The sequence below is a fragment of the Streptomyces sp. NPDC005393 genome (assembly GCF_040606675.1).
Taxonomy (GTDB): Bacteria; Actinomycetota; Actinomycetes; order Streptomycetales; family Streptomycetaceae; genus Streptomyces.
This window is the reverse complement of the sequence record NZ_JBEXFG010000029.1, coordinates 1-23,618: the sequence shown is the minus strand read 5'-3', so window position 1 is coordinate 23,618 and position 23,618 is coordinate 1. Positions and strand designations below refer to the sequence as shown.

The following is a 23,618-nucleotide window of genomic DNA, read 5'->3' as shown; positions in this document are numbered from 1 at the left end:
TCTCGGTCTCGGTCTCGGGCCGCGGTCTCGGTCTTGGGCCGCGGTCCGGCTACCTTCGGTCCGGGCGGACGACGCCCAGGATCGGCATGGAGCCGGCGCCGGCGATCGTGACCCGACGGCCGGGGCGCGGGGCGTGGACGACCGCGCCGCCCCCCACGTACATCCCGACATGGCTCGCGTCCGGGAAGTAGATGACCAGATCGCCCGGGCGCATGTCCTTGACGGCCACCTTCGGCAGCAGCCTCCACTGCTCCTGCGAGGTCCGCGGGATCGCGCGGCCGCCCACCGCCCACGCCCGCTGGGTCAGTCCCGAGCAGTCGTAGGTGTCCGGGCCCACGGCGCCCCACACATAGTTCTTGCCGATCTGGGCCGTCGCGAAGTCGACCGCGCGCCGGCCCGAGGAGGTGGCACTGGTGCCGACGTCCCGCAGTATGCCGCTGCCCAGCCACTTCGCCTGGGCGGTGCGCGCCTTCTCCTCCTCCAGCCACCGCAGCCGCTCCCGCTCCTTCTTCTCCAGCCGGGACTCCAGCCGCTGCGCGCGGGCGAGCTTCGCCGTGATCTGCTTCTTCGCCGCCGCCTTCTTCGCCCGGCTCCGGTCCAGCCGCTCCCACTCCCGGGAGGCGGACCGGGCGTAGCGGTCGAGCGCGGCCTGGGTCCGCTCCAGCCGGCTCATCAGCCCATGAGTCGCCTGCTGCCCCTTGCGCGCGAGCGTGACGCCGTCGAGGAAGTCGCCGGGGTCGCCGTTGAGGAGCAGCCGCGCCTCGGCCGGCATTCCGCCGCCGCGGTACTGCGCGCGGGCCATCGCCCCGGCCTGCTGCCGCAGCCCGGCCATTTCCTTCTGCGCCGTGACGACGGCGCGCGCGATCTTCACGATGGCCCGCTCCTGGCGGGTCTGTTTCTCCCGCGCCAGGTTGTACGCGTCGGTGGCCGATCCCGCCTTCCGGTAGAGGCCTTCCACCTCCTGGCGGACCTCGTCCAGGCTCTTGCCGCCGGATCCGCCCGGTTCGGGCCCCGGCGTCGGTTCGCCGGGCGCGGCGTACGCCGCCTCCGGCACGGCCGACATTCCCAGCGCGCACACCAGCGCGGTGGCCGCGGCGACGCCCGCACCCCTCCCTCTCCCGTCCCGCCTCACCCGCCGTCTCCTCTCGTCCGTCGAGGCCCTACGCGCTCCCGGCTCCTCCGGGCGCCAGACCTGACCTACCGGCACGTAGGGACGGATAGTGACATGCCGTACCGCAATTCGACAGGGACACGCGCCGGTTACCCCCGCACCGCCGAGATCGGGGCGACCGGACGGGCGTCGCACGAATTTCGGACGGACGCCGGGTTGACCTCGGCCCGGGGCTTTCAAGGGCTCGGTTCGCCTCCAGGGCGCTCCAGCCTCCCCCTGCCTTCGGGGGGGGACCCCCGGTCGACGGTCGACCGTGCTCGGCCACTCGCGCGGCGGTAGCCGCATGTCGACGGGAGCCCTCGCGGCCTCCGCGCGCTCTCCCCTTCGACAGCGCCGCGCCCCTTCGGCTCCGGGCCGGGGGCCGCCGAGCCGCGATCGGGCCGTGACCCGGCCGTGACCTGGCCACCACACTGACGGCCGAGGTTCACCGTCCGTTAACTCACCCCCTTCGGCCACTTCACCTGATCTGCCTAATTTCGGCCCTACCGAGTGCGAGCCGACGGCCGATGGTCGGCCGCGCACTCGTAGCACCACCCACACTGCGCCCCACCCATCTCGCGCCGTCCCCACCGGCGGCTCCTGGAAGGAACCCCTGAAAGTGAAGCTTCAGCGCAAGAACCGGCTTCGCGCCATCGCTGCCGGTGCCCTCGCCGTCTCCGGCGCCCTCGTCCTCACGGCGTGTGGTTCCGACAACAACAGCGGCCCGGACAGCGCCGGCGGCTCCAAGGCCGTCGGCAACATCAAGTGCGATGGCAAGGGGCAGCTGCTGGCCTCCGGGTCGTCCGCGCAGAAGAACGCCATGGATCTGTGGATCAAGAACTACGGCGCCGCGTGCAAGGACACCAAGCTCAACTACAAGGCCACCGGCTCGGGCGCGGGCATCCAGGAGTTCCTGCAGGGCAAGACCGCCTTCGCGGGTTCCGACTCGGCGCTGAAGCCCGAAGAGGTCACGGCCTCCAAGAAGATCTGCAAGGGCGGCCAGGGCATCGACCTGCCGATGGTCGGCGGCCCGATCGCGGTCGGCTTCAACGTCCCCGGTGTGGACAAGCTGGTGCTGGACGCCGACACCCTCGGCAAGATCTTCGACTCGAAGATCACCAAGTGGAACGACCCCGCGATCAAGAAGCTCAACCCGAAGGTCAACCTTCCGAGCCTCAAGATCCAGGCCTTCCACCGCTCCGACGAGTCGGGCACCACCGACAACTTCACCAAGTACCTCAAGGCCGCCGCCCCGAAGGCGTGGCCGCACGAGCCGGGCAAGGCCTGGGAGGGCAAGGGCGGCCAGTCGGCTGACGGCTCCTCCGGTGTCTCCTCGCAGGTGAAGCAGGTCTCCGGTTCTATTTCGTACTTCGAGCTGTCCTACGCGGCCGCCAACAGCATCAAGACCGTCGACCTGGACACCGGCGCCTCCGCCCCGGTCCAGGCCACCGTCGACAACGCCTCCAAGGCCATCTCCGAGGCCAAGGTCAAGGGCACCGGCAAGGACCTGGCCCTCGACCTGGCGTACGACACCAAGGCGGACAACGCCTACCCGATCACCCTCGTCACGTACGAGATCGCCTGTGACAAGGGCAACAAGTCCGGCACCCTCGCCGCCACCAAGTCCTTCCTGAACTACGTGGCGAGCGAGGACGGCCAGTCCTCGCTGAAGGAGCTGGGCTACGCCCCGCTGCCGACCGAGATCGCCACCAAGGTCCGCGAGAGCGTCAAGAGCCTCTCCTGACCCGAGTGCGGCTGACTCCGCCGCGGCGATCGCCGCGGCGGAGTCAGCCGCATCGTCCGGTGCACCGCCGCGCCAGGAGCCTCACCTCATCCGGCTCCGCAGACCGGAGAATCCATGAAAACGGACATAGAACCCACATCTTCACCCGCCGGGTCCCCGACCAAGGTCGCGAGCCGCTCCACAGGCCGCGCCGGTGACAAGATCTTCCTCGGTCTCTCCCGGGGTTCCGGTATCACCCTGCTGGTGATCATGGCGGCCATCGCCGCCTTCCTCTCGTACCGCGCCGCCATCGCGATCTCCAAGGACGACGCGAACTTCCTCACCGCCTTCGAGTGGAGCACCGGCACCACTCCGATGCGGTTCGGCATCGCCGTCCTCGCCTACGGCACGGTCGTCAGCTCGATCATCGCGATGGTCATCGCGGTCCCGATCGCGGTCGGCATCGCGCTGTTCATCTCGCACTACGCCCCGCGCCGGCTGGCCACCCCGGTCGCGTACATCGTCGATCTGCTCGCCGCGGTCCCCAGCATCGTCTACGGCCTGTGGGGCGCGCTCTTCCTGGTCCCTCATCTGACGGGCCTGTACACCTGGCTCAACGAGTACCTGGGCTGGACCGGGATCTTCTCGTACCAGGGCGGCGCCGCGCGCTCCATGTTCACCGTCGGCATCCTGCTGGCGATCATGATTCTGCCGATCGTCACCAGCGTGAGCCGCGAGGTGTTCCGGCAGGTCCCGAAGATGCACGAGGAGGCCGCGCTGGCGCTCGGCGCGACCCGCTGGGAGGTCGTCCGGATGTCGGTCCTCCCCTTCGGCCGCTCCGGCATCATCAGCGCCTCGATGCTCGGCCTCGGCCGTGCGCTCGGCGAGACCATGGCGGTCGCCACCGTGCTGTCCCCCAGCTACCTGATCAACACCAGCCTGCTGGACCCGGGCGGCGGCACCTTCGCGCAGAACATCGCCAGCCACTTCAAGGAGGCCAACGACAACGGTCGTGACGCGCTGATCGCCTCCGGTCTGGTGCTGTTCGTGATCACCCTGCTGGTCAACGGCGCAGCGCGAATGATCATCGCCCGCCGCAAGGAGTACTCGGGGTCCGCAGCATGAGCAATCTGACGATCAACAAGACCGAGGCCGCCGGCAGCGCGCCGCGCGCGTCGGCCCTCCAGCAGGCCCGGCTGCCCCGCTGGGCCCCGCTCGCCCTGGTGCTGGTCTCGGCCGCCCTCGGCGCGGGCATCGGCGCCGCCGCGGGGCTCGGCAACACGATCCAGTGGGGCCTGATCGCCGCCGTGCTGTTCCTCCTCGGCTCGTACGGCCTCGCGGTCGCGGTCGAGGGTCGCCGTCAGGCCAAGGACCGGCTGGCCACCAGCCTGGTGTGGGTCTGCTTCGTGCTCGCCGTCATCCCGCTGATCTCGCTGATCTGGGAGACCGTCGACCGGGGGAAGACCGTCCTCGACGGCTACTTCCTGGGCCACTCCATGGAGGGTGTGCAGACGATCCTGCCCGGCGGTGGCGCGTACCACGCGATCATCGGCACCCTGGAGCAGGTCGGCATCGCCACCCTCATCGCCGCCCCGATCGGCCTGCTGACCGCCGTCTACCTGGTGGAGTACGGGCGCGGCCGGCTCGCGAAGGCCGTGACCTTCTTCGTCGACGTCATGACGGGTATCCCCTCGATCGTCGCCGGCCTGTTCATCCTCAGCTTCTGGATCATCATCCTGGGCTTCGGCTACTCCGGCTTCGCGGGCGCCATGGCCCTGGCCATCCTGATGATGCCGGTCGTCGTCCGCTCGACCGAGGAAATGCTCAAGCTCGTCCCGGACGAGCTGCGCGAGGCGTCCCTCGCCCTCGGCGTGCCCAAGTGGCGCACCATCCTCAAGGTGGTGCTGCCCACCGCGATCGGCGGAATCACCACGGGTGTGATGCTCGCGGTCGCCCGTGTCGCCGGTGAGTCCGCGCCCATCGTGCTGCTGGTCTTCGGCGCCGCGGGGATCAACAACAACCCGTTCGAAGGCGCACAGTCGTCGCTGCCCTACTACATCTACGAGCAGTGGCAGCTCGGCAACGAAGCCTCGTTCGACCGGGCCTGGGGCGCGGCACTCGTGCTCATCGCCTTCGTCATGATCCTCAACCTGGTGGCCCGCGGTATCGCCCGCTGGAAGGCCCCGAAGACCGGCCGCTGAGGCCAAGAAGAAGAGAAGTGATTCACATGGCCAAGCGCATCGACGTCAGCGGCCTGACCGCCTACTACGGCAACCACAAGGCCATCGAGGACATCTCGATGACCGTCGAGCCCCGCTCGGTGACCGCCTTCATCGGCCCGTCCGGCTGTGGCAAGTCGACCTTGCTGCGCACCCTCAACCGGATGCACGAGGTCACCCCCGGCGGCCGGGTCGAGGGCAAGGTGATGCTCGACGACGAGAACCTGTACGGCACCGGCGTCGACCCGGTCTCCGTGCGGCGCACGGTCGGCATGGTCTTCCAGCGCCCGAACCCGTTCCCGACGATGTCGATCTTCGAGAACGTCGCGGCCGGGCTGAAGCTGAACGGCTCGTACAAAAAGAGCGAGCTGGAGGCCATCGTCGAGAAGTCCCTCAGGGGCGCCAACCTCTGGAACGAGGTCAAGGACCGGCTCAACAAGCCGGGCTCCGGCCTCTCCGGCGGTCAGCAGCAGCGGCTGTGCATCGCGCGCGCTATCGCGGTCGAGCCCGATGTGCTGCTGATGGACGAGCCCTGCTCGGCGCTCGACCCGATCTCGACCCTCGCCATCGAGGACCTGATCGGCGAGCTGAAGGCGCGCTTCACGATCGTCATCGTGACGCACAACATGCAGCAGGCGGCGCGCGTCTCGGACCGTACGGCCTTCTTCAACCTGGCCGGCGTCGGCCAGCCCGGCCGGCTCATCGAGATCGACGAGACCGAGCGGATCTTCTCCAACCCGTCGGTCCAGGCGACCGAGGACTACATCTCGGGCCGCTTCGGCTGAGTCAAAGACCCCTCGCCAACCGGCGAGGAGGAGCCGTCCTGCGGTGCTGCATGGCGGTGCCACCGCAAGACGAAGGGCCCGCCCCTGGCTCCCGGGGGCGGGCCCGCTGCGTACCAAATCCCTGTTGTGTGCCAAATCCCCGCTGCGTACGGAATCCCCGCTGCGTACGGAATCCGAGCTGCGTACGGAATCCGAGCTGCGTAGGGAATCCCCTTGGGGCCGGGTGTCCGGCCGGGCCGGGCGTCCGGCCGTCAGCCGAAGGCCAGGTTCACGATCCAGTAGCTGAGCGCAGCGACACCGGCCGCCGCAGGCATGGTGATGAACCAGCCGAGAATGATGTTCTTCGCGACCCCCCAGCGCACCGCGTTCACGCGCTTGGTCGCCCCCACGCCCATGATCGCCGAGGTGATGACATGCGTCGTCGAGATCGGCGCCTGGAACATGAACGACGCCGTGTACATGACCGAGGCCGCCGTGGTCTCGGCGGCGAATCCCTGCGGCGGGTCCAGCTCGATGATCCGCCGTCCCAGCGTGCGCATGATGCGCCAGCCGCCCGCGTAGGTGCCGAGCGAGAGCATCGCGGCGCAGGCGATCTTCACCCAGACCGGAATCGCGTCGCCCTGATCCTCGACACCGCCGATGACCAGGGCCATCACCACGACACCCATGGTCTTCTGGGCGTCCTGCAGACCGTGACCCAGCGCCATGGCGGCCGCCGAGACGGTCTGCGCTATCCGGAAGCCGCGCTTTGCCTTGTGCGGGTTGGAGTTCCGGAACAGCCACAGGATGGCCACCATCACGAGGTAGCCCAGCACCAGACCGACGACGGGCGACAGGAACATCGGGATGACGACCTTCTCCAGCACCCCGCCCCAGTGGACGGTGCTGGCACCGGCGAGCGCCGCGCCCACCAGGCCGCCGAAGAGCGCGTGAGAGGAGGAGGACGGCAGGCCGAAATACCAGGTGACCATGTTCCAGGTGATCGCGCCGATCAGCGCGGCAAACAAGATCATCATGCCTTGTTTGCCGGTCGGGGTGGCGATCAGGCCCTCACTGACGGTCTTGGCGACCCCGCTGCCCAGGAAGGCACCGGCGAGGTTCATCACCGCGGCCATCGCGAGCGCTGCCCGCGGGGTCAGTGCCCGGGTGGAGACGGAGGTGGCGATGGCGTTCGCCGAGTCATGGAAGCCGTTGGTATAGGTGAAGAAGAGCGCGACCGCGATGGTCACGACAAGCGCGAAGGTGTCCATGCCGGGGCTCAGGACTCCTTGACAACGATGGTCTCGACCGTGTTGGCCACATGCTCGAAGGCGTCGGCCGCCTCTTCCAGCACATCCACGATCTGCTTGAGCTTGAGCACCTCCATCGCGTCGTACTTGCCGTTGAAGAGGTGGGCCAGCAGCTTGCGGTGGATCTGGTCGGCCTGGTTCTCCAGCCGGTTGACCTCGATCCAGTACTCCGTGAGGTTCGTCATGGTGCGCAGATTCGGCATCGCCTCGGCGGTCAGCTCGGCCGCCCGCGCCAGCACCTCGATCTGCTGCTCAACGCCCTTGGGCAGCTCCTCGACCTGGTAAAGGACGACCAGGTCGACGGCCTCCTCCATGAAGTCCATGATGTCGTCGAGGGACGAGGCGAGGGTGTAGATGTCCTCACGGTCGAACGGCGTGATGAAGGAGACATTCAGCTGATGGAAGATCGCGTGCGTGGCGTCGTCCCCCGCGTGCTCCGCGGCCCTCATCCGCTCGGCGATCTCGGAGCGAGCGGAAGAGTCCGCCCCGAGAAGTTCCATCAGGAGCTTCGAGCCCGTGACGATGTTGTCCGCGGAGGCGGAGAACATGTCGTAAAAGCTCGTCTCCCTGGGGGTCAGACGAAAGCGCACTGGGGATCCTCGGGATGCAGCGGATGGGGACTTCTCGATGCTAGGCGCATCTTCCGGCCACGGTAACCGGCGGTCCCAGTGTCGCCCATCAGGCAGAGTGCTCCTCACAGGGGCCCGGTTCGGCCGGAAAACCCGGTAGTATATACCCAGTGGGGGTATATACGGACATGAGTGACAACGGGAGGACGCCATGATCACCACGGCAGCCGACACCACCGCGCCCGGCGAGGGCGACGAGCGGGGCCAGGTGTCCGGCCATGCCTCCGCTACCCACGGCGGCCATGGGTATGCCAAGCAGAAGGACCAGCACCTCAAAAGGCTGCGCCGGATCGAGGGCCAGGTCAGGGGGTTGCAGCGGATGGTCGAGGAGGATGTCTACTGCATCGACATACTCACCCAGGTCTCGGCGAGCACCAAGGCGCTCCAGTCCTTCGCGCTCCAGCTGCTCGAGGAGCATCTGCGGCACTGCGTCGCCAGCGCGGCCGTCGAGAGCGCCGCACAGGGCGAGACCGAGGGCGGGGGCGAGGTCGACGCCAAGGTCGCCGAGGCCACGGCGGCCATCGCACGGCTGCTGCGGACCTGACCAGCCGCGACGCCACGGTGCACGGTGCGGGCATGAGCGCATCCTCGCCGGACGGGGCGCTCGGCGCCCGCCGACGAGGCGGCGACCTCTGTTACCGGGCGTCCGGACCCTCGGCTTCTCGGGAGTCGTTGTCCTTCCGGGCGGTTTTTTCGGGGTTTTTCCCGGGTTTCTTCCCGGCGCCCTTCCCGGCGCCTTTGACACCCTGGGCGCCCTTGGCGCCCCTGGCACGCTCGGCCGAATCTGATCGGTCGGCCTCCACCCGGAGCACCTCGTCGATGCGGTCCGGACTGAGCCTGTCCTCGTCCGCGCTCGACGCAGCGATCATCAAATCACCGTAGAGATCGATCTCGACGAGGGCCACGGGGTCCGGGCCCGACGAGCCGCGACGCGCAACCACGTGTTTCACCTCCTCCTGCGAGCACCTGCGAGCACTTTCGAGCAGCGGATTCCCAGCGTAGGGAGCGGTACACACTCCGCGCATGGCACGGATGGGCCATTTCGAAGGGCAGAGCGGGCCCCTCCGACTACTTCTGAGGTGATCCGACCTTTCCTGTGTAGATATCCGCGGGCTTGGGGAGCTCGACGACGGCCGGCGCCCCGAAGTCGTACAGCTCGGTCGTCGAGGCGACCTCCACCGCGTGCCGCGCCATGGCGCCCCGGCCCCGGGGCTCCTCCCAGCCGCTCGCCCGGCGGCTCACGGTGAAGCGGTGCCGGACCTCGCGCGGCCGTCCGAACCCGTCGAGATACGCGTCGAAGGGCACCGTGGCCTCGTCGAACCCCTTCGCCGCTGCCGCCAGCGGGCCCCGCACCCCCGTCGACGCGACCCGTGCGGCCCGGCCGATGTCCGTGGTGCCGCGGTAGTGACGCACCAGGGCCCCATCCAGCCCCTCCTCGCCCACCAGGCTCGCCTTCCGCACCCCGCGCAGCAGTTCGACGGCGGTCAGCGGGTCGGTCGCCCCGCCGGTGACCAGATTGCCGTCCGGGATGTCCGTCGTATCCACGCGCACCCACTTGTCGCTGGGGATGCCCGCGCCACGGTTGCGCATGAAGAGCGCCCCGGAGGCCAGGAGTTCCGTGATCGGCGCATGTTCGGCGGCCCCCATCGCATCCCTCGGCAGCAGCAGCCGCAGCCGGCCCAGCCGCTTCTCGAAGTCGTACGCCCCGCTGCCCCGGATGGACACCCGGGTGCCGCCCGTCGCCGTCTCCATGGTCGTACGGACCCGTGAGCTGCCCGATCTGACCAGCACGTCGGCCGCCCGGTGCAGCACCGCGACCGCGGTCTCCTCCCGGGCGCCACCAGGGCGTTCATCGGCCACCGTCTCGGAGGAGCAGCCGCTTACGGCCGCCAGCAGCGCGGCCAGCAGGCCGCCCGCCACGACCCCGGCGACCGCTCTCACCCGTCTCCGTACGCCGAGCCCGCGCTGCTGGAACTCCATCGACCGCCGACCCCCTGGCCACGCTCGCTTGATACTTGTTCGTTTAACGATCCGCCCCGGTGGCTCGTCACGGCCCGATAGCGTGGTCATGTGCTCGACTCAGGCGACAGGGGCCCCGGACGGAACCGCACCACCACCGTGGAGAGGGGTTCCTTCTGCATCGCCCGCTGCTCGTGCGGCTGGTCCGGCCCCGCTCGTCGCGCCCGCGCCCTGGCGCGCGACGACGCCGCCGCGCATACGACGGTCCGTCACTCCCCGCCCGATACGGGCGACTCATCGGACTCATCCGACGAGTCCGGCTCGTCCCCCGTGCGCAACGCCTCGCATGCGAACGGAACCACACCGCCCGGTTCCCCTCTCTGACCAAGGGACCGGGCCGGATTCACGCCGGCCCGGCCGACCGGTGGTACGCAGGGCGACAGGGAGGGGACACCGCCATGAACCGGCGGACACTACTGGCAGCGGGCACGGGACTGGCGGCCACGGCCACCTGGGCCGCCGCCTGCAGCAACGACTCAGGACACGCCGCCGCCGACCGGGCCTCCTCCGGCTCCGCCGCGGCGTCGGACGCCCGTTCGGCCACCGCCGGCGGCAGGCGCGGCGCCCTCGACGGCAAGCCGAAGTCCGCCGACTGGAGCGCGCTCGGCAAGGACCTCCACGGCGATCTGGTGCGCCCCGGCGACGCCGACTACGCCTCCGCCCGCCGCCTCTACAACACCCGCTTCGACCATCTGCGCCCCGCCGCCGTCGCCTATATAGGCAATACAGCGGATATATCGGCCTGTCTGTCCTTCGCCCGACGCCATGGCGCACCCGTCTCGATCCGCAACGGCGGCCACAGCTACGCCGGTTGGTCCAGCGGCGACGGCCGCCTCGTCATAGACGTCTCGGCGCTCGCGTCGATCCGTACGACGTCGGGCGAGGCCCGGATCGGCGCGGGCGCCAAGCTCATCGACGTCTACACCTCGCTCGGCGCGCGCGGCGTGACTGTCCCCGGCGGCTCCTGCCCGACCGTCGGGATCTCGGGGCTCACCCTCGGCGGCGGCCATGGCGTGGTCTCCCGGGCGTACGGGCTGACCGCCGACAACCTCACCGGCGCACGCATCGTCACCGCGGACGGCAAGGCCCTCGACGTCTCCAAGGACGACGAGGCCGATCTCTTCTGGGCCCTGCGCGGCGCCGGGAACGGCAACTTCGGCGTCGTCACCGAGTTCCGCTTCCGTACCCATAAGACGGCCGACGGCGTCACCGCCTATATGTCATGGCCATGGTCTAAGGCCGCGAAGGTGCTGAGCGCCTGGCAGAAGTGGGGCCCGGACCAGCCGGACGAGATCTGGTCGGCGCTGCACTTGTCGGCCGCCCCCGGCCGCGCCCCCACCGTCTCCGTGAGCTGCTTCTCGCTCGGCACCTACGGTGCGCTGCAGAACGCGGTGGACCGGCTCGCCGACGGACCGGGCGGCCCCGGCCCCGCCTCCCATGTGACGCTCCGCCGCCAGCGCTACGTCGACGCGATGCGGATGTACGCGGGATGCGGCGACACCTCGACGACCAGCTGCCATCTGCCCGGCACCACCCCCGGCCGCAGCTCCTCCGGAGTGCTCCAGCGCGAGACCTACGCGGCGCGCTCCGACTTCTACGACCGCTCGCTGAGCCAGGCGGGCGTCCGCGCGATGCTCGGCCAGTTGGAGAACTACGGACAGCGCACCGGTGGCGGGGGCGCGGTCAGCATCGCGCTCACCGCGCTCGGCGGCGCCGTGAACCGCGTCGCACCCCAGTCCACCGCGTTCGTCCACCGGCGCTCGCGGTTCCTCGCGCAGTACACCGCGTCCTGGGCGGCGGGTGGCTCGGGCGCCGTGCAGAACGCCTGGCTCGACGGTGCGCATACGGCGATGCGGCGGTACGCCTCCGGGGCGGCGTACCAGAACTACACGGACGCGTCCCTCAAGGATTGGCGCTCGGCGTACTACGGATCGGCCGCCGACCGGCTGACAAAGCTGAAGAAGCGTTACGACCCGGACCGGCGCTTCGACTTCCCGCAGGCCCTGTGAGTCCGTCACGGCGGCAGTACATGCGGCAGTACAGACGGACGGCCCGGCACATGCCGGGCCGTCGGTGTGCGCCATAAGGCGCTCATGCACGCCGTAAGGCGCTCACGAACGCGGAAAGGCAGAGCTAGGCCGCCAGGTCCTTGTTGCCGCGCTCGCCGCCGGGCGTCCGCGGCTCGGGGAACCCCGGGAGACCCTCGCCCTCGACCGGTCCCGCGACGGAAGCGGGCCCGTGAGCCCGTATCAGCCAGCCGGCCCGCGAGCTCGCGATCGTCGTCGTCAGCGGCGTCAGCAGCATCATCGCGAGCGGCGCCAGCAGCAGCGCGACCGCTGTCCCCAGTGCGAACCCGCCGATCACATCGGTCGGGTAATGGACGCCCATATAGACGCGGCAGAAGCCTTCGAGCAGCGCGAGCGCCATCGCGGCCACACCGTACGCCCGGCTGGCCATGAGGACCCCGACGGCGACGGCCATGGTCAGCGTCGCGTGGTCGCTGACGAAGGAGAAGTCGGTCTTGCCCGCGACCAGGACATCGAGTCCCTGGTGGTCCTTGAAGGGCCGTGGCCGCTGGACGAAGCCGCGGATCGGGATGTTGGCCATCAGCGCCAGCCCGGCGGCCAGCGGTGCCCACACCAGCCCGGCGACCGCGGACGGCGCGTCCTGCGACCGCTTCCGCACGCTCCACCAGGCGCCGAGGGCCACCAGGGCGAGCCCGATGATGATCCCGAACTCGCCGACGAACTCCATGACGCGGTCGAACCAGTGCGGGGCGTCCTTCGCAAGCCCGTTGATGTCGTAGAGCAGGCTGACATCGGGGTTCGACCCGTCCAGCGCGAGTCCAGCCATGTGCCGTGGCCCCTTATCTCTTGCCTGTCGCTACGTGCGGCTGCCGACCCCCGTGGTCATCGCGATCGGTGGGAGTCGCGCGATCGACGCGAAGAGTCCGCCGTCGATCCACGCCGTCCACGCCGATCCACTTCCAGGGAACGCCCTCTTTCCGCCGAGCGTTCCGTTCTCCACCCAACGATCACCGGGACGTTATCGAAGGGTGATCGATCGTCGCAGCTCAGGGGAATCTTTACGCCGAGTTCGCCTTTGGCAACGCTTTTGCGCCATCTTGCGTCACCCGCGTGGCACCGATGTAGTCCGGCGAATCGATCTTGTCGAAGCGGATCACCGCACCGGTGTAGGGCGCGTTGATCATATATCCGCCGCCCACATAGATCCCCACATGGTGGATCGATCTCGGATCGCTGAGATCGTAGGCGAAGAAGACCAGGTCCCCGGGGAGCAGCTCGTTCCGCTTGGGGTGCGGTCCGGCGTTCCACTGGTCGTTGGCGACGCGCGGGAGGTCGATCCCGACCGTCTTGTACGCCGCCTTCGTCAGCCCCGAGCAGTCGAACCGCCCGCCCTGCTCCGGCGTGCCGTTCCCGCCCCACAGATACGGCTTGCCGAGCTGCTTCTGCGCGAAGTAGATCGCCCCGGCCGACTGCCGCGAGGGCTGCACCCGCTGGACCGGCGCCTCGAAGCTCTTGGCCAGGGTGGTGATGGTCTTCACGTAGTTCTGCGTCTCGCGGTACGGCGGCACACCGCCGTACTTGATGACGGCATACGCGCCCGCGTTGTACGAGGCCAGCATGTTGTGCGTCTGATTGCCCGGCACATCCTTCACATACGTGGCGAGCGAGCAGTCATAGGCGGCCGCCGAGGGGATCGCGTCCATCGGGTCCCAGATGTCCTTGACGCCGTCCTTATTGCCGTCGACGGCGTGCGACGCCCAGGTGGCGGGGATGAACTGCGCTATGCCCTTGGCGTTGGCCGGGCTCCGCGCCTTCGCGTTCCAGCCGCTCTCCTGGTAGAGCTGCGCGGCCAGCAGCGCGGGGTTGATGGCGGGACAGGAGTTTCCGTAGCGCTGGATCAGCGGCTCGTACGAGGCCGGTACGGCCCCCTTCGCCAGCCCGACACTCGCGCCGCCCCCGCCGCCGGTCAGGTCCGCGGCGACCATGTACGTACCGACGACGAGCAGACCGACGAAGGAAAAGGAGACCCCAAGACCGACACTGACACCCAGCCAGACCTTACGCACCCGGCCATCCTCCCCCATCCACCCGCGCTACGAACGCCTTTCCGTACGCACGGCGAAAACCAGCCGCTCCCCAGCCGAAACCTTACGGCGGGCCAGCGCCGCGCGCCCCCCGTGCCTCGCCGCTCCACCCCGGCCGCCTCCCACCGGACCGTGGAGCGCGTAAAGTCCGGCGCGTCCGAGCACTTCACACCCTAGGGACCACGGATGACACAGCTCGACTGGCAGCGGGCCTCGCCCGCCGAAGGCGAGGAGGGGGCCGCCTACCTCGAGGTGGCCGCCGGGCCGGACGGCCGGATCCATCTACGCGAGAGCACGGACCCGGACACGGTCGTCGTCACGACCCAGGCCAAGTGGGAAGCGTTCCTCAAAGGGGTCAAGGCCGGCGAGTTCGACGACTTCGCCGAGGAGTGAGGGGTCGCGTCCGCGACCGGGACCCGGGAGCCGCGCGCTCGCCCCATCACCGATCGTTGCCCGGCGCCCACCCGCGTGATACACAGAGTGACCATACGACCCTCCAGTGACACGCCTCGCACGGCCATCAGGCCATCGTGGTCCACAACACGCACCGGATCCGCCAAGAAATGCCGCCAAGTCGACATGCGGAAGCGGATTCGTCAGCGAAGATAGAGGCTGACCGACACCATGCCGGCGAGACACACAACTACCCATAAGGGGCGGTGAGTTCATTATGTTCCTAGCGGCCGAAAAGGGCGACATCAACACCATCATCGGCGGAATCGCCCCAGACTGGGGTCCGTTCGGCAGCCTGGGCAGCGAGGCCCGCGTCATGATCGAGGTCGTGATGGCCGTGGCGCTGCTGCTGTGCTTCGGCATCGCGATCTGGGGCGCCGCCAAACAGCGGATCGGCGCCACGGCGCTGCGCGACACCTTCAGCGCGGAACAGGGCAAGGGGCTGATCGTCGCGGGCCTGACCGGCGTGTTCATCATCGGCTCGCTGGGCACCCTCTTCACGATCGTGTACGGCATGGCCATCTAGCCGCGCCCCCTGTCCGCCCCCGGAGCCGACCCCGCGCGCGGCGCACTCCCCCGTCTCCAAGCCTCCGCCCCCGATCCCCCCTACCGGCCCCACTCTCCGTACCCGAGGCTGCTGCCCGATGCCCGCTCCCCTCGCTGAGGTCGTGTCAGCTTGATGTCCACTCACACCACCACGCCCACACGTCAGTCCGCGCCGCTACCGTCGTACCCGGACGGCGGAAGAGCGACCACGGCTGACGCGGTCGGCAAGGCTGGCACGGTTGGCAGGCTTGGCACGGTTGAAGGGGCGTACGCGCGATGAGTCTCGGCGGCGATGACGGATACGGCGGTGACTACGACGGCCGCGAGGCGGGCCCCGAAGGCCATCTGACGCGCACCCGCCTGCCCGAGGGCGACGGCGACCCGTACGGCCCAGCCCGCCGCCCCGGCCGCACCGGCAGGCCCAGCCGGAACCTGGTCACCGTGGTCGGCGTCGTCGTCCTCCTCATCGCGGCCATCGCCTTCGCCAACCGCGGCGGCGGCAAGGACAACGCCTCGGGCAGCACCGACACCAGCGGCACCAACGCCGAATCCCACCCCACCGCCCCCACGGGCCGGCGCCCGGTGGAAGGCAAGAACACCACCACGGGCATCGCGTCGGGCTTCGCCAAGTCGCAGCAGGGGGCCCAGAGCGCGGCGGCCAATTACGCGGTGGCGCTGGGGTCCGCGGACATGTTCAACCGCGAGCGGCGCCATCGGATCGTGCCCCAGATCTTCACCAGCGCGGCCGCGGGCCCGCTTCAGACCAAGCTCGACAAGGCCTACTCCGCGGCCTCCCTGGAGAAGATCGGTCTGGACGCGAACGGCAAGGCGGCCAACGGCATGACCTACGTCTCGCGCACCGCCCCCCTCGGCACCAAGATCGGCAAGTTCGCCGGCACCACGGCGACGGTGGAGGTCTGGTGCACGGGCGTGTTCGGCACGGCAGGAGAGGGATCGAAGAACCCGGTCACCAACGACTGGTTCACCCTGACGCTGAAGCTTCGGTGGGTGAACAACGACTGGAAGGCCGAGGGCTACTCGCAGAAGGACGGTCCGGCCCCCGTCAACAGCGACCGCACCGCGTCCACGGCCGATGAGATCGCCAAGGCAGTCGAGCAGTACGGAGGGTTCACCTATGCCCGCTAGCCCCCGCCGCCGCGCTCTCACGCTCACGGGCGTCCTGGTAACCGTCCAGACGGCTGCCGTGCTCCTGGCCACCCGCGCCACCGCCGCGCCCTCGCCCACTCCGACCCCGTCGGCCAGCAAGAACGACGACTGCGCCCTTCTCCTCGGTCAGGTCCGGGAGCGCTGCGAAGAGGGTGGCGGCAGCGGTGGCTCAGGCGGCCCGCCTGATACCTCCAACCCCCTCGACCCCGCCGCCTCCCTGGCCCGCGGCTGCGCCGACGCCGCCTCCTGGCTCATCGGCAAGCTCTCCAAGCTCGTCAAGGAGACGGCGAACGTCGACTTCACCAACGAAGCATTCCTCCGCCAGTACGCCGTCGTCTTCGCCGCCTCGACCGTCCTCACGCTCATCCTCTGGCTCCTCGCCGTCGCCAAGCGCGCCATCCGCGGCGTCCCGCTCGGCGAGGCGCTCTCCGAGGCCATAGGTTTCCTCTGGCTGACGGTCCTGGCCTCCGCCTTCACCCCGCTCATCCTCTATACGGTCGTCACGGCGACCGACGCCGTCACCGACGCCATCGCCTCCGGCACCGGTGCGGACAACGACGCCTTCTTCGGCTCGTTCGCCCAGGCGCTCAAGCGGGACGAGGACATCGGCGGCGGGCCGATCATGCTCATCGTCGTATCGCTCGTGACGATCCTTGCCGCCGGCGTGCTCTGCCTCGAACTCGTCATCCGCGCCGCCCTCCTCTATGTGGGCGCGCTGCTCGGCACGGCCGTCTACTCGGGCCTCGTCGACAAGAACATGTGGGGGCATGTCCGCCGCTGGGCCGGGATCATGATCGCCGTGATTCTCGTCAAGCCAGTGATCGTGACCGTATTGGCCCTGGCCGGGGCGCTCTCCGCCTCCGGCGGCAAGCCCGACGCCTTCTCTGCCGTCGTCTCTGGCCTGTCCATCATCATCCTCGCCATCTTCGCCAGCGCGATGATCTACCGCTTCGTACCCGGCTTCGGCGACGAGATCGTCAAGGCTCGCAGCGCCAGTGCCGACCCGGCCTCCCGTCAGGCCGCCGCCATCATCAGCTCCCCGGCCGCCCTGGTGAAGCAGGGCATCAACACCCACAGCGCCCGCGGCGGCGGTGACGGCGGAGGAGGCGGAGCCCGCCCCGCGCAGGCCAAGCCCGCCAACCCCGTCTCGGGCGGCGTGGCCGCCCACAGCACCCGCCCTGGCGGAGGCGGCGGCGGAGCAGGCAGCGGCACCGGCAACGCAGGCACCGCCCCCGCCAGCCGCACCGGCCACCCCGGCGGCTCCGGCGGCTCCGGCGGCTCCGGCGGCGGCGCCCCCCGTACCCCCCGCCGCGGTTCCGGCAACACCTCGGGAGGTGACCGACGGTGACGATCGAGACCCAGTCCCACCCCCTCGCGCCCCGCCGCACATATCTGATCGGGCGCCCCCGCCCCAGCGCGATCGTCGGCAAGAACCGCGAGACCGGCGAGATCGCACTGATCATCGGGGGCGCGTTCATCGGAATGATGTGCGGGCTGCTGGTGCCGATGCTGACGCTGCGCATCGCAGCCCTCGTCGGCTTTCCCACCCTCGCGCTCGCCGCCGTCTACGTCCCCTACAACGGACGGACCTTCTACCGGTGGTTCGAGATCAACCGCTCCTACAAGCGCAGCGTCCGTAAGGGCACCACGGCCTACCGTTCCACCGCCACCGAGGCCGGCACCCGCATCGACGGCCGCGAGGTCGAGGTCGGCCCACCCCCCGGCATCGGCCGGATCAACTGGCTGGCCGCGCCCTTCGGCCCTGACGAGATCGCCGTGCTCCTGCACGCCGATCGCCGCACCGTCACCGCCGCGATCGAGATCGAGGGTCCCGGCGTCGGGCTGCGGGACAGCGAGGACCAGGAGACGCTGGTCGACCGGTTCGGCACCCTGCTCAAGCATGTGGCCAACGGCGACGGCTTTGTGACACGTCTACAGATGCTGGCCCGCACCCTCCCCGCCGACCCCGACGCCCACGCCAAGGACGTCGAGCGCCGCGGCCACCATGACGCCCCGAACTGGCTCAAGGACTCCTACGACCAGCTGCAGTCCATGGTCTCGACCTCCTCCGAGCAGCACCGCGCCTATCTCGTCGCCTGTATGCACTACACCCGCGATCTGGCCGCCGAGGCCCAGGCCATCGCGCGCGCCACCCGCCACAGCGGCGGCGGCCGCAGGCTCGACAAGGACGCGGGCCTCGCCGTGGTCATGGCGCGCGAGCTGACCGACATCTGCGCCCGGCTGGCCGAGGCCGACATCCGGGTCCGGCAGCCGCTGGGGCAGGGGCGGCTGGCCTCGCTCATCCACTCCATGTACGACCCGGACCACCCCATCGACCACATCCAGGCGATGACCAAGCGGAACGCCTGGCCGGCCGAGCTGGACGCGATGGAGCCCACCTACCTCCAGGCCAAGACGCGGGAGTCGAGCACCCGCGAGCCCTGGTGCCACGCCACCGCATGGGTGAAGGAGTGGCCCATGACGCCCGTCGGCGTCAATTTCCTGGCCCCGCTGCTCGTCCACACCCCCGATGTCATCCGTACGGTCGCGGTCTGTATGGACCTGGAGCCCACCGAGATCGCCATCGAGCGGATGCTGACCGAGAAGACCAACGACGAGGCCGAGGCCAGCCGCGCGGCGAAGATGAACCGCACCGTCGACCCGCGTGACATCGCCGCCCACGGCCGTCTCGACCAGCGCGGCGAGGACCTCGCCAGCGGCGCCGCCGGCGTCAACCTGGTCGGCTACATCACCGTCTCCTCCCGGTCGCCGGAGGCACTCGCGCGCGACAAGCGGACCATCCGGGCCTCGGCGGGGAAGAGCTATCTGAAGCTGGAGTGGTGCGACCGCGAACATCACCGGGCCTTTGTGAACACGTTGCCGTTCGCGACCGGCATCCGCCGATAGAGACGACTGGGACGATAGGGGCTCCGCCGTGGCCGATCCGATGAGCGCCGTCACCGAAGCGTTCACCAGCTTTCTGTTCGGAAAGGTGGAGACGACGCGGCAGCCGGTCCGTACCTCAACGGGCCAGGCGCAGGCCGTCTATCTGCCCACCGCGGCGCCCGGTCTCGGCGACTCGGGCGTGATCATCGGCCGCGAGGTGTACTCCGGCAAGGGCTATATCTACGACCCCTTCCAGCTGTACGGACAGCAGCTGCCCGCCCCGCACTGGCTGGTGCTCGGCGAGTCCGGAAACGGCAAGTCGGCGCTGGAGAAGACGTACGTCCTGCGCCAGCTGCGGTTCCGCGACCGCCAGGTGGTGGTGCTGGACGCCCAGGGTGAGGACGGGGTGGGCGAGTGGAACCTCATCGCCCAGGAGCTGGGGATCATGCCCATCCGGCTCGACCCGATGGCGGCCCTGGACGGCGGAATCCGGCTCAACCCCCTGGACCCGTCGATCACCACGACCGGTCAGCTCGCCCTGCTCCGTACGATCATCGAGGTCGCGATGGGGCACGGGCTCGACGAGCGCTCCGGGTTCGCCCTGAAGGTCGCGCACGCCTACGTCAACGAGACCATCGTCGACCGTCAGCCGGTGCTGACCGACATCGTCGAGCAGCTGCGCCATCCCGAGGCGGAGTCGGCCGAGGCGATGAACGTCGATATAGACGATGTACGGGCCTGGGGCCTGGATGTCGCCCTGGTGCTGGACCGGCTGGTGGACGGTGATCTGCGCGGCATGTTCGACGGGCCGACCACGGCCGGAATCGACCTCGATGCGCCCCTTATTGTCTTCGACCTCTCCCATATCGACCGCAACTCGATCGCGATGCCCATCCTTATGGCCATCGTGGGCGTGTGGCTGGAGCACACCTGGATCCGGCCCGACCGTAAGAAGCGCATCTTCCTGGTCGAGGAGGCGTGGCACATCATCAACTCGCCCTTCGTCGCCCAGCTCTTCCAGCGGCTGCTGAAGTTCGGGCGCCGGCTCGGTCTGTCCTTCGTCGCCGTCGTCCACCATCTCTCCGATGTGGTCGACGGCGCGGCGGCGCGGGAGGCGGCCGCGATCCTCAAGATGGCGTCGACGCGGACGATCTATGCCCAGAAGGCGGACGAGGCACGGGCGACCGGGCGGGTGCTGGGTCTGCCGCGCTGGGCGGTGGAGATCATTCCGACGCTCTCCCCCGGTATCGCGGTATGGGACGTCAACGGCAACGTACAGGTCGTCAAACACCTGATCACCGAGGCCGAGCGCCCCCTCGTCTACACCGACCGGGCGATGACGGAGGAGTCGCTGACCGTCCAGTTGACCGCCGAAGCGGAGGCCGAGGAGCGGGCCGCCGCGGCGGTCGAGGCGGTGGAGGCGGAGACCTACGGCGGGCCGTCGTACGGCTCCACGGTGGCGTGAGATGGCAGCGGGTCACAACCGCGGCGGGCCCGCGGAGCACGGGAGATCTCCGTCCCCGGAGCGCGGCATTCCGGACGGGCTGCTGATCGGCATCATCGCGTTTCTGCTGGGGCTGACGGGGCTGGTGTGGTCGGCCACCGGGATGGCCGGGCTCTTCTCCCACGGCGCGTGGCCGGACGGCGTGGCTTTCATGCGGACGCCCCTGGCGCTGCGCCATCTGGTGGAGCATCCGCATGACCTCGCGACGGCATGGCCTGAGACCCCGAAGGAGCAGCTGTCGGGGTACGGGCTGTTCTGGGGACTGTTCATCAGCGAGCTGATGGTGCTGATCGTGCTGGCGATCTTCGCGGTCGGCACGCTGACCCGCTACCGGGTGGTCCGCGCGAGGCGCCGCGCCGTCCGCGCGGAGGCCGCCGAGGGGAAGCGGCGGGGTGACGTGGGCGCTCCGGGCGCCGCGTCCGGCCCGGCCGCCGGTACGGGCACGGAGCCCGGCACGGGAATCGAGGCGGCCCCCCGGGGCGGGCGACCGGGCGCGGACGCGGCGTACGAAGGCCGTGGGCACACTGCCACGGCCTCAGGAGCCGCCTCCGGGCCCCGGAGCGGCTACCCGTCTCCACCGGCCCCGGAGGCCGCCCCCGGCCCCGTAAGACCCAACGGCGCGGCGACCTCGGCCCCATGGCCCGAGGTCGCGGCTCCCGGCCGGGCCATCGTGCCCGGCCCACCCGGCACGGCCGACGTGGTGCCGGCCAACGAAGCCGCCGCCCCCGCGGGCGGCCACCGCCCTGAGCCCGGCGCCGTCCCCTCCGGACCGGCCGGTCCCCCGCTCGCCGCGCACAACGCGGCCACCGCGCCCGAACCGCATCGGCCCATCGCCGAGCAGCGGGCGGGCGCGCGGGGCATCACCGCCGCGTCCGGCCCGGAATCAACCGGACACACCCCGCAGCCCCCGCACGGCGCGGCGGCCCCACAGCCGCTGCCCACGCCCCGCACCGGCGGCCCCGTGGCCGCCGCCGCGTTCCCCGACGGCGAACCGGCCCGCTCCCGTATCCTCTTCGGCGCCCAGCGCGGCGAATCCGCCGCCCACGCCGTCCTGGAGGCCGCAGGCCCCGTCCTCGTCGTCACCAGCGATCCCGCCCTGTGGGCCACGACCAAGGACGCCCGCGCCAAGTTCGGCCCCAGCCATGTCTTCGACCCGTCCCACCTCCTCGACACCCCCGCCCGGCTGCGCTGGAACCCGGCGGCGGACTGCGGCTCCCGCGATACCGCGGCCGCCCGCGCCACGGCGCTCCTCGCGCCCGTACGCCCCGCGCACGCGATGGACAAGCCCATGGCGGAGGCCGCGGAGACCATGCTGCGCTGCTGGCTGCACGCCGCCGCCGTGGACGGCCGCCCCTTCCGCCATGTGCACCGCTGGGCGCAGGGCAGCTCGGCGCACGAGCCCGTACGGATCCTCAGGACGCACTCCAAGGCGGCGGGCGGCGCAGCCGGCGAGCTGGAGGCCACGCTCACCGCTCACCCCGAACGCCGCGATATGGCTCAGGAGCTGACGGCCCGTGCCCTCGGCGCGCTCTCCTCGATCCACATCCGGGACGCCTGCAATCCGGGACGCGCCGATGCCCTCGCGCTGGAGTCATTCATCGGCGAAGGGGGAACGCTCTACGTGATGGGTGAATCCATCGAGGATCCCCGGACCCAGCCGGGTGCGATGCCCTTGTTGACCGCACTCGCCTCGCACGTGGTCGAGCACGGCCGGCGCATGGCCGAACGGTCATCCTCCGGTCGGCTCGACCCACCACTCACCCTCGTCCTGGACGACATCGCCGCCGTGGCGCCGCTCCCGGCGCTCCCCGATCTGCTCACCCAGGGCGCGGCGCAGGGTCTCCCGACGCTGGCGCTGATGCGCTCCCAGGAGCAGGCGCGGGCGCGCTGGCCGCACCGCACCCTGGCCGGCCAGGAGCTGAGCTGAGGGGTAGCGCAAGGATGACCTGGAGGGGTGGGGCAAGTTCCACCCCCGATTCGCCTGGCAGGCCCAGTGTTCCCACGCCTCGTCCCCGCCAGAGTGGTGGATGTCGGCGAAGAGCGGACAGCGGGCATCGACGAAGGCAAGCGAGTGGGCATGTCCGAGAGGACGGCACAGCGGCGTACAGGGCGACGTGGTTTCTGCGGGGAGCGGCGCCACTGGCGAGCATGGCGACGGCGGGCATGGCGACGGCGGGCACATCGGCGACGGTCGCCTCCCGGGCGGCTTCCGTGACCCCCTCGGACCGTGCCCGTACGGGCGGCAGCGGCGCACGGTCCGGTGACGCGCTGGCGCTGACGCATGTCACCGTGATCGACGCGACCGGGGCCGCCCCCGCCCACGACATGACGCTCATCTTCGAGGACAAGAGCGAGCCCCCGAAGACGGCGGGAACGACTGCGGCCCACGCGGGATGCGGCTGCGGCACCCACCCGAAGCCCTAGCCCCAAGAACGGTGGCGGGGGCGGGGCAGGGTCATCTCGTATTCCAGAGCCGAGGGCTGCTTGGGGCCGGCCATGCTCCTGCCGGTCCTGACAAAGCCGAGCCGGCCGTACAGCGTCTCGGCCCGGGCGTTCTCCTCGTGCACCCACAGCCGTACACGCTCGATACGCGGTGTCTCCAGCTCCCAGGACCAGTCGATCGCCGGGCCGAACAGCTGCTGGGCGAGGCCGGTGCCCCGGTGTTCCGGGCGCACATACACGGCGACCAGATGAGCCGTCGGCACCGGCTCCTCCGTCTCGACCAGAACCACGACCATCCCCGCCAGCCGGCCGACTCCCTCTTCCTCGCCGTCATCAGCCGCGCCGACAAACGTCGTGATGCCGTCCCCGATGGCGCTCCGCTCGGCACGGTCCCGCCAGACGTCGTCCGGGTAGGCGGCTGCCCTCTCATGGGTCTCGTTGAAGGCGATACGCGCGATCGGATCGGCCAGCGCGGCCAGCCGCAATTCCTTGATCTGCGGCCATTCATCGGCCTTGACGGTCCTGACCAGATACCCCATGGCCCCATGCTGACAGCGAGGCCCTGGACGGCCACAACGGGATTTCGGCAGTCTGAACGCAAAAAAGCCTCGGTCCCGAGCACTGAGTGCTCGGGACCGAGGCTAATAATTGTTCGGCGGCGTCCTACTCTCCCACAGGGTCCCCCCTGCAGTACC

At 70.0% G+C, this 23,618-nt stretch carries 22 protein-coding genes; 14 read left to right on the top strand and 8 right to left on the bottom strand.

Annotated elements, in window-relative coordinates:
* Nucleotides 1–49: 49 nt before the first annotated feature.
* Nucleotides 50–1,132, bottom strand: a complete 1,083-nt coding sequence (locus ABZS71_RS22705; protein ID WP_356212906.1) for an NlpC/P60 family protein — start codon at nucleotides 1,130–1,132, stop codon at nucleotides 50–52.
* A gap of 637 nt (nucleotides 1,133–1,769) precedes the next feature.
* Here ABZS71_RS22705 and pstS point away from each other — a divergent pair.
* From pstS to pstB, 4 genes are all read left to right on the top strand, one after another.
* A complete protein-coding gene (gene pstS, locus ABZS71_RS22700) occupies nucleotides 1,770–2,894 on the top strand; it encodes a phosphate ABC transporter substrate-binding protein PstS (RefSeq protein WP_355849216.1) in 1,125 nt (374 codons plus the stop codon).
* A 114-nt stretch (nucleotides 2,895–3,008) separates the two neighbouring features.
* Nucleotides 3,009–3,998 (top strand): phosphate ABC transporter permease subunit PstC, encoded by a 990-nt coding sequence (pstC, locus tag ABZS71_RS22695; protein ID WP_356212903.1) that lies wholly within the window; start codon nucleotides 3,009–3,011, stop codon nucleotides 3,996–3,998.
* Nucleotides 3,995–5,074, top strand: coding sequence for a phosphate ABC transporter permease PstA (pstA, locus tag ABZS71_RS22690; protein WP_355849210.1), 1,080 nt, complete (start codon nucleotides 3,995–3,997; stop codon nucleotides 5,072–5,074). Before pstC ends, pstA begins: the two co-directional genes overlap by 4 nt.
* 26 nt (nucleotides 5,075–5,100) lie before the next feature.
* Nucleotides 5,101–5,877 (top strand): phosphate ABC transporter ATP-binding protein PstB, encoded by a 777-nt coding sequence (pstB, locus tag ABZS71_RS22685; protein ID WP_355849207.1) that lies wholly within the window; start codon nucleotides 5,101–5,103, stop codon nucleotides 5,875–5,877.
* 251 nt (nucleotides 5,878–6,128) lie between these two features.
* Here pstB and ABZS71_RS22680 read toward each other — a convergent pair whose 3' ends face one another.
* A complete protein-coding gene (locus tag ABZS71_RS22680; protein ID WP_356212900.1) occupies nucleotides 6,129–7,127 on the bottom strand; it encodes an inorganic phosphate transporter in 999 nt (332 codons plus the stop codon).
* 8 nt (nucleotides 7,128–7,135) lie between these two features.
* On the bottom strand, nucleotides 7,136–7,756 hold the full coding sequence (locus ABZS71_RS22675) for a DUF47 family protein (protein WP_355849201.1): 621 nt from the start codon (nucleotides 7,754–7,756) through the stop codon (nucleotides 7,136–7,138).
* A 190-nt stretch (nucleotides 7,757–7,946) separates the two neighbouring features.
* Here ABZS71_RS22675 and ABZS71_RS22670 point away from each other — a divergent pair, with 190 nt between their 5' ends.
* Nucleotides 7,947–8,339, top strand: a complete 393-nt coding sequence (locus tag ABZS71_RS22670) for a metal-sensitive transcriptional regulator (protein ID WP_355849198.1) — start codon at nucleotides 7,947–7,949, stop codon at nucleotides 8,337–8,339.
* A gap of 91 nt (nucleotides 8,340–8,430) precedes the next feature.
* Here the strand turns inward: ABZS71_RS22670 and ABZS71_RS22665 are convergent, their stop codons facing one another.
* Nucleotides 8,431–8,700 (bottom strand): hypothetical protein, encoded by a 270-nt coding sequence (locus ABZS71_RS22665; RefSeq protein WP_355849418.1) that lies wholly within the window; start codon nucleotides 8,698–8,700, stop codon nucleotides 8,431–8,433.
* Nucleotides 8,701–8,863: 163 nt separating this feature from the next.
* On the bottom strand, nucleotides 8,864–9,775 hold the full coding sequence (locus ABZS71_RS22660) for a hypothetical protein (protein WP_356212897.1): 912 nt from the start codon (nucleotides 9,773–9,775) through the stop codon (nucleotides 8,864–8,866).
* A gap of 437 nt (nucleotides 9,776–10,212) precedes the next feature.
* Between ABZS71_RS22660 and ABZS71_RS22655 the strand changes: the two genes are divergently transcribed.
* A complete protein-coding gene (locus tag ABZS71_RS22655) occupies nucleotides 10,213–11,823 on the top strand; it encodes an FAD-binding oxidoreductase (RefSeq protein ID WP_356212894.1) in 1,611 nt (536 codons plus the stop codon).
* Nucleotides 11,824–11,947: 124 nt separating this feature from the next.
* On the opposite strand, the gene ABZS71_RS22650 is transcribed toward ABZS71_RS22655, so the two are convergent.
* Together ABZS71_RS22650 and ABZS71_RS22645 are read right to left on the bottom strand one after the other, a co-directional pair.
* On the bottom strand, nucleotides 11,948–12,667 hold the full coding sequence (locus tag ABZS71_RS22650; protein WP_356212891.1) for a phosphatase PAP2 family protein: 720 nt from the start codon (nucleotides 12,665–12,667) through the stop codon (nucleotides 11,948–11,950).
* A 232-nt stretch (nucleotides 12,668–12,899) separates the two neighbouring features.
* Nucleotides 12,900–13,907, bottom strand: a complete 1,008-nt coding sequence (locus tag ABZS71_RS22645) for a bifunctional lytic transglycosylase/C40 family peptidase (protein WP_356212888.1) — start codon at nucleotides 13,905–13,907, stop codon at nucleotides 12,900–12,902.
* A 204-nt stretch (nucleotides 13,908–14,111) separates the two neighbouring features.
* Here ABZS71_RS22645 and ABZS71_RS22640 point away from each other — a divergent pair, with 204 nt between their 5' ends.
* The 8 genes from ABZS71_RS22640 (at nucleotide 14,112) to ABZS71_RS22605 (ending at nucleotide 22,905) form a co-directional block, all read left to right on the top strand.
* A complete protein-coding gene (locus ABZS71_RS22640; RefSeq protein ID WP_355849183.1) occupies nucleotides 14,112–14,318 on the top strand; it encodes a DUF397 domain-containing protein in 207 nt (68 codons plus the stop codon).
* A gap of 277 nt (nucleotides 14,319–14,595) precedes the next feature.
* Complete coding sequence (locus ABZS71_RS22635; protein WP_009716148.1) at nucleotides 14,596–14,904, top strand: hypothetical protein; 309 nt, start codon at nucleotides 14,596–14,598, stop codon at nucleotides 14,902–14,904.
* Nucleotides 14,905–15,200: 296 nt separating this feature from the next.
* Nucleotides 15,201–16,070 carry a hypothetical protein gene (locus ABZS71_RS22630; RefSeq protein WP_356212886.1) on the top strand — a complete coding sequence of 290 codons (870 nt, stop codon included), beginning with the start codon at nucleotides 15,201–15,203 and terminating at the stop codon, nucleotides 16,068–16,070.
* Nucleotides 16,060–17,439 carry a hypothetical protein gene (locus ABZS71_RS22625; RefSeq protein ID WP_356212883.1) on the top strand — a complete coding sequence of 460 codons (1,380 nt, stop codon included), beginning with the start codon at nucleotides 16,060–16,062 and terminating at the stop codon, nucleotides 17,437–17,439. The genes ABZS71_RS22630 and ABZS71_RS22625 overlap by 11 nt, the downstream gene beginning before the upstream one ends.
* Before the next feature lie 2 nt (nucleotides 17,440–17,441).
* Nucleotides 17,442–18,998 carry an SCO6880 family protein gene (locus ABZS71_RS22620; RefSeq protein WP_355849403.1) on the top strand — a complete coding sequence of 519 codons (1,557 nt, stop codon included), beginning with the start codon at nucleotides 17,442–17,444 and terminating at the stop codon, nucleotides 18,996–18,998.
* Nucleotides 18,999–19,026: 28 nt separating this feature from the next.
* Entirely contained in the window at nucleotides 19,027–20,442 is a 1,416-nt protein-coding gene (locus ABZS71_RS22615; protein ID WP_356212880.1) for an ATP-binding protein, read from the top strand.
* A gap of 1 nt (nucleotide 20,443) precedes the next feature.
* Nucleotides 20,444–22,408 carry a hypothetical protein gene (locus ABZS71_RS22610; RefSeq protein ID WP_356212878.1) on the top strand — a complete coding sequence of 655 codons (1,965 nt, stop codon included), beginning with the start codon at nucleotides 20,444–20,446 and terminating at the stop codon, nucleotides 22,406–22,408.
* A gap of 221 nt (nucleotides 22,409–22,629) precedes the next feature.
* Nucleotides 22,630–22,905, top strand: coding sequence for a hypothetical protein (locus ABZS71_RS22605; protein ID WP_356212876.1), 276 nt, complete (start codon nucleotides 22,630–22,632; stop codon nucleotides 22,903–22,905).
* Here ABZS71_RS22605 and ABZS71_RS22600 read toward each other — a convergent pair.
* Entirely contained in the window at nucleotides 22,902–23,462 is a 561-nt protein-coding gene (locus ABZS71_RS22600) for a GNAT family N-acetyltransferase (RefSeq protein WP_356212874.1), read from the bottom strand. The genes ABZS71_RS22605 and ABZS71_RS22600 overlap by 4 nt on opposite strands.
* Nucleotides 23,463–23,618 lie beyond the last annotated feature (156 nt).

Excerpts from the sequence above, each read along its gene's own strand:
- pstC (WP_356212903.1), top strand. The coding sequence starts at position 3,009 with ATGAAAACGGACATAGAACCCACATCTTCACCCGCCGGGTCCCCGACC.
- pstA (WP_355849210.1), top strand. The coding sequence starts at position 3,995 with ATGAGCAATCTGACGATCAACAAGACCGAGGCCGCCGGCAGCGCGCCG.
- pstB (WP_355849207.1), top strand. The coding sequence starts at position 5,101 with ATGGCCAAGCGCATCGACGTCAGCGGCCTGACCGCCTACTACGGCAAC.
- ABZS71_RS22680 (WP_356212900.1), bottom strand. The coding sequence starts at position 7,127 with ATGGACACCTTCGCGCTTGTCGTGACCATCGCGGTCGCGCTCTTCTTC.
- ABZS71_RS22670 (WP_355849198.1), top strand. The coding sequence starts at position 7,947 with ATGATCACCACGGCAGCCGACACCACCGCGCCCGGCGAGGGCGACGAG.
- ABZS71_RS22660 (WP_356212897.1), bottom strand. The coding sequence starts at position 9,775 with ATGGAGTTCCAGCAGCGCGGGCTCGGCGTACGGAGACGGGTGAGAGCG.
- ABZS71_RS22655 (WP_356212894.1), top strand. The coding sequence starts at position 10,213 with ATGAACCGGCGGACACTACTGGCAGCGGGCACGGGACTGGCGGCCACG.
- ABZS71_RS22650 (WP_356212891.1), bottom strand. The coding sequence starts at position 12,667 with ATGGCTGGACTCGCGCTGGACGGGTCGAACCCCGATGTCAGCCTGCTC.
- ABZS71_RS22640 (WP_355849183.1), top strand. The coding sequence starts at position 14,112 with ATGACACAGCTCGACTGGCAGCGGGCCTCGCCCGCCGAAGGCGAGGAG.
- ABZS71_RS22635 (WP_009716148.1), top strand. The coding sequence starts at position 14,596 with ATGTTCCTAGCGGCCGAAAAGGGCGACATCAACACCATCATCGGCGGA.
- ABZS71_RS22630 (WP_356212886.1), top strand. The coding sequence starts at position 15,201 with ATGAGTCTCGGCGGCGATGACGGATACGGCGGTGACTACGACGGCCGC.
- ABZS71_RS22625 (WP_356212883.1), top strand. The coding sequence starts at position 16,060 with ATGCCCGCTAGCCCCCGCCGCCGCGCTCTCACGCTCACGGGCGTCCTG.
- ABZS71_RS22610 (WP_356212878.1), top strand. The coding sequence starts at position 20,444 with ATGGCAGCGGGTCACAACCGCGGCGGGCCCGCGGAGCACGGGAGATCT.
- ABZS71_RS22605 (WP_356212876.1), top strand. The coding sequence starts at position 22,630 with ATGGCGACGGCGGGCATGGCGACGGCGGGCACATCGGCGACGGTCGCC.
- ABZS71_RS22600 (WP_356212874.1), bottom strand. The coding sequence starts at position 23,462 with ATGGGGTATCTGGTCAGGACCGTCAAGGCCGATGAATGGCCGCAGATC.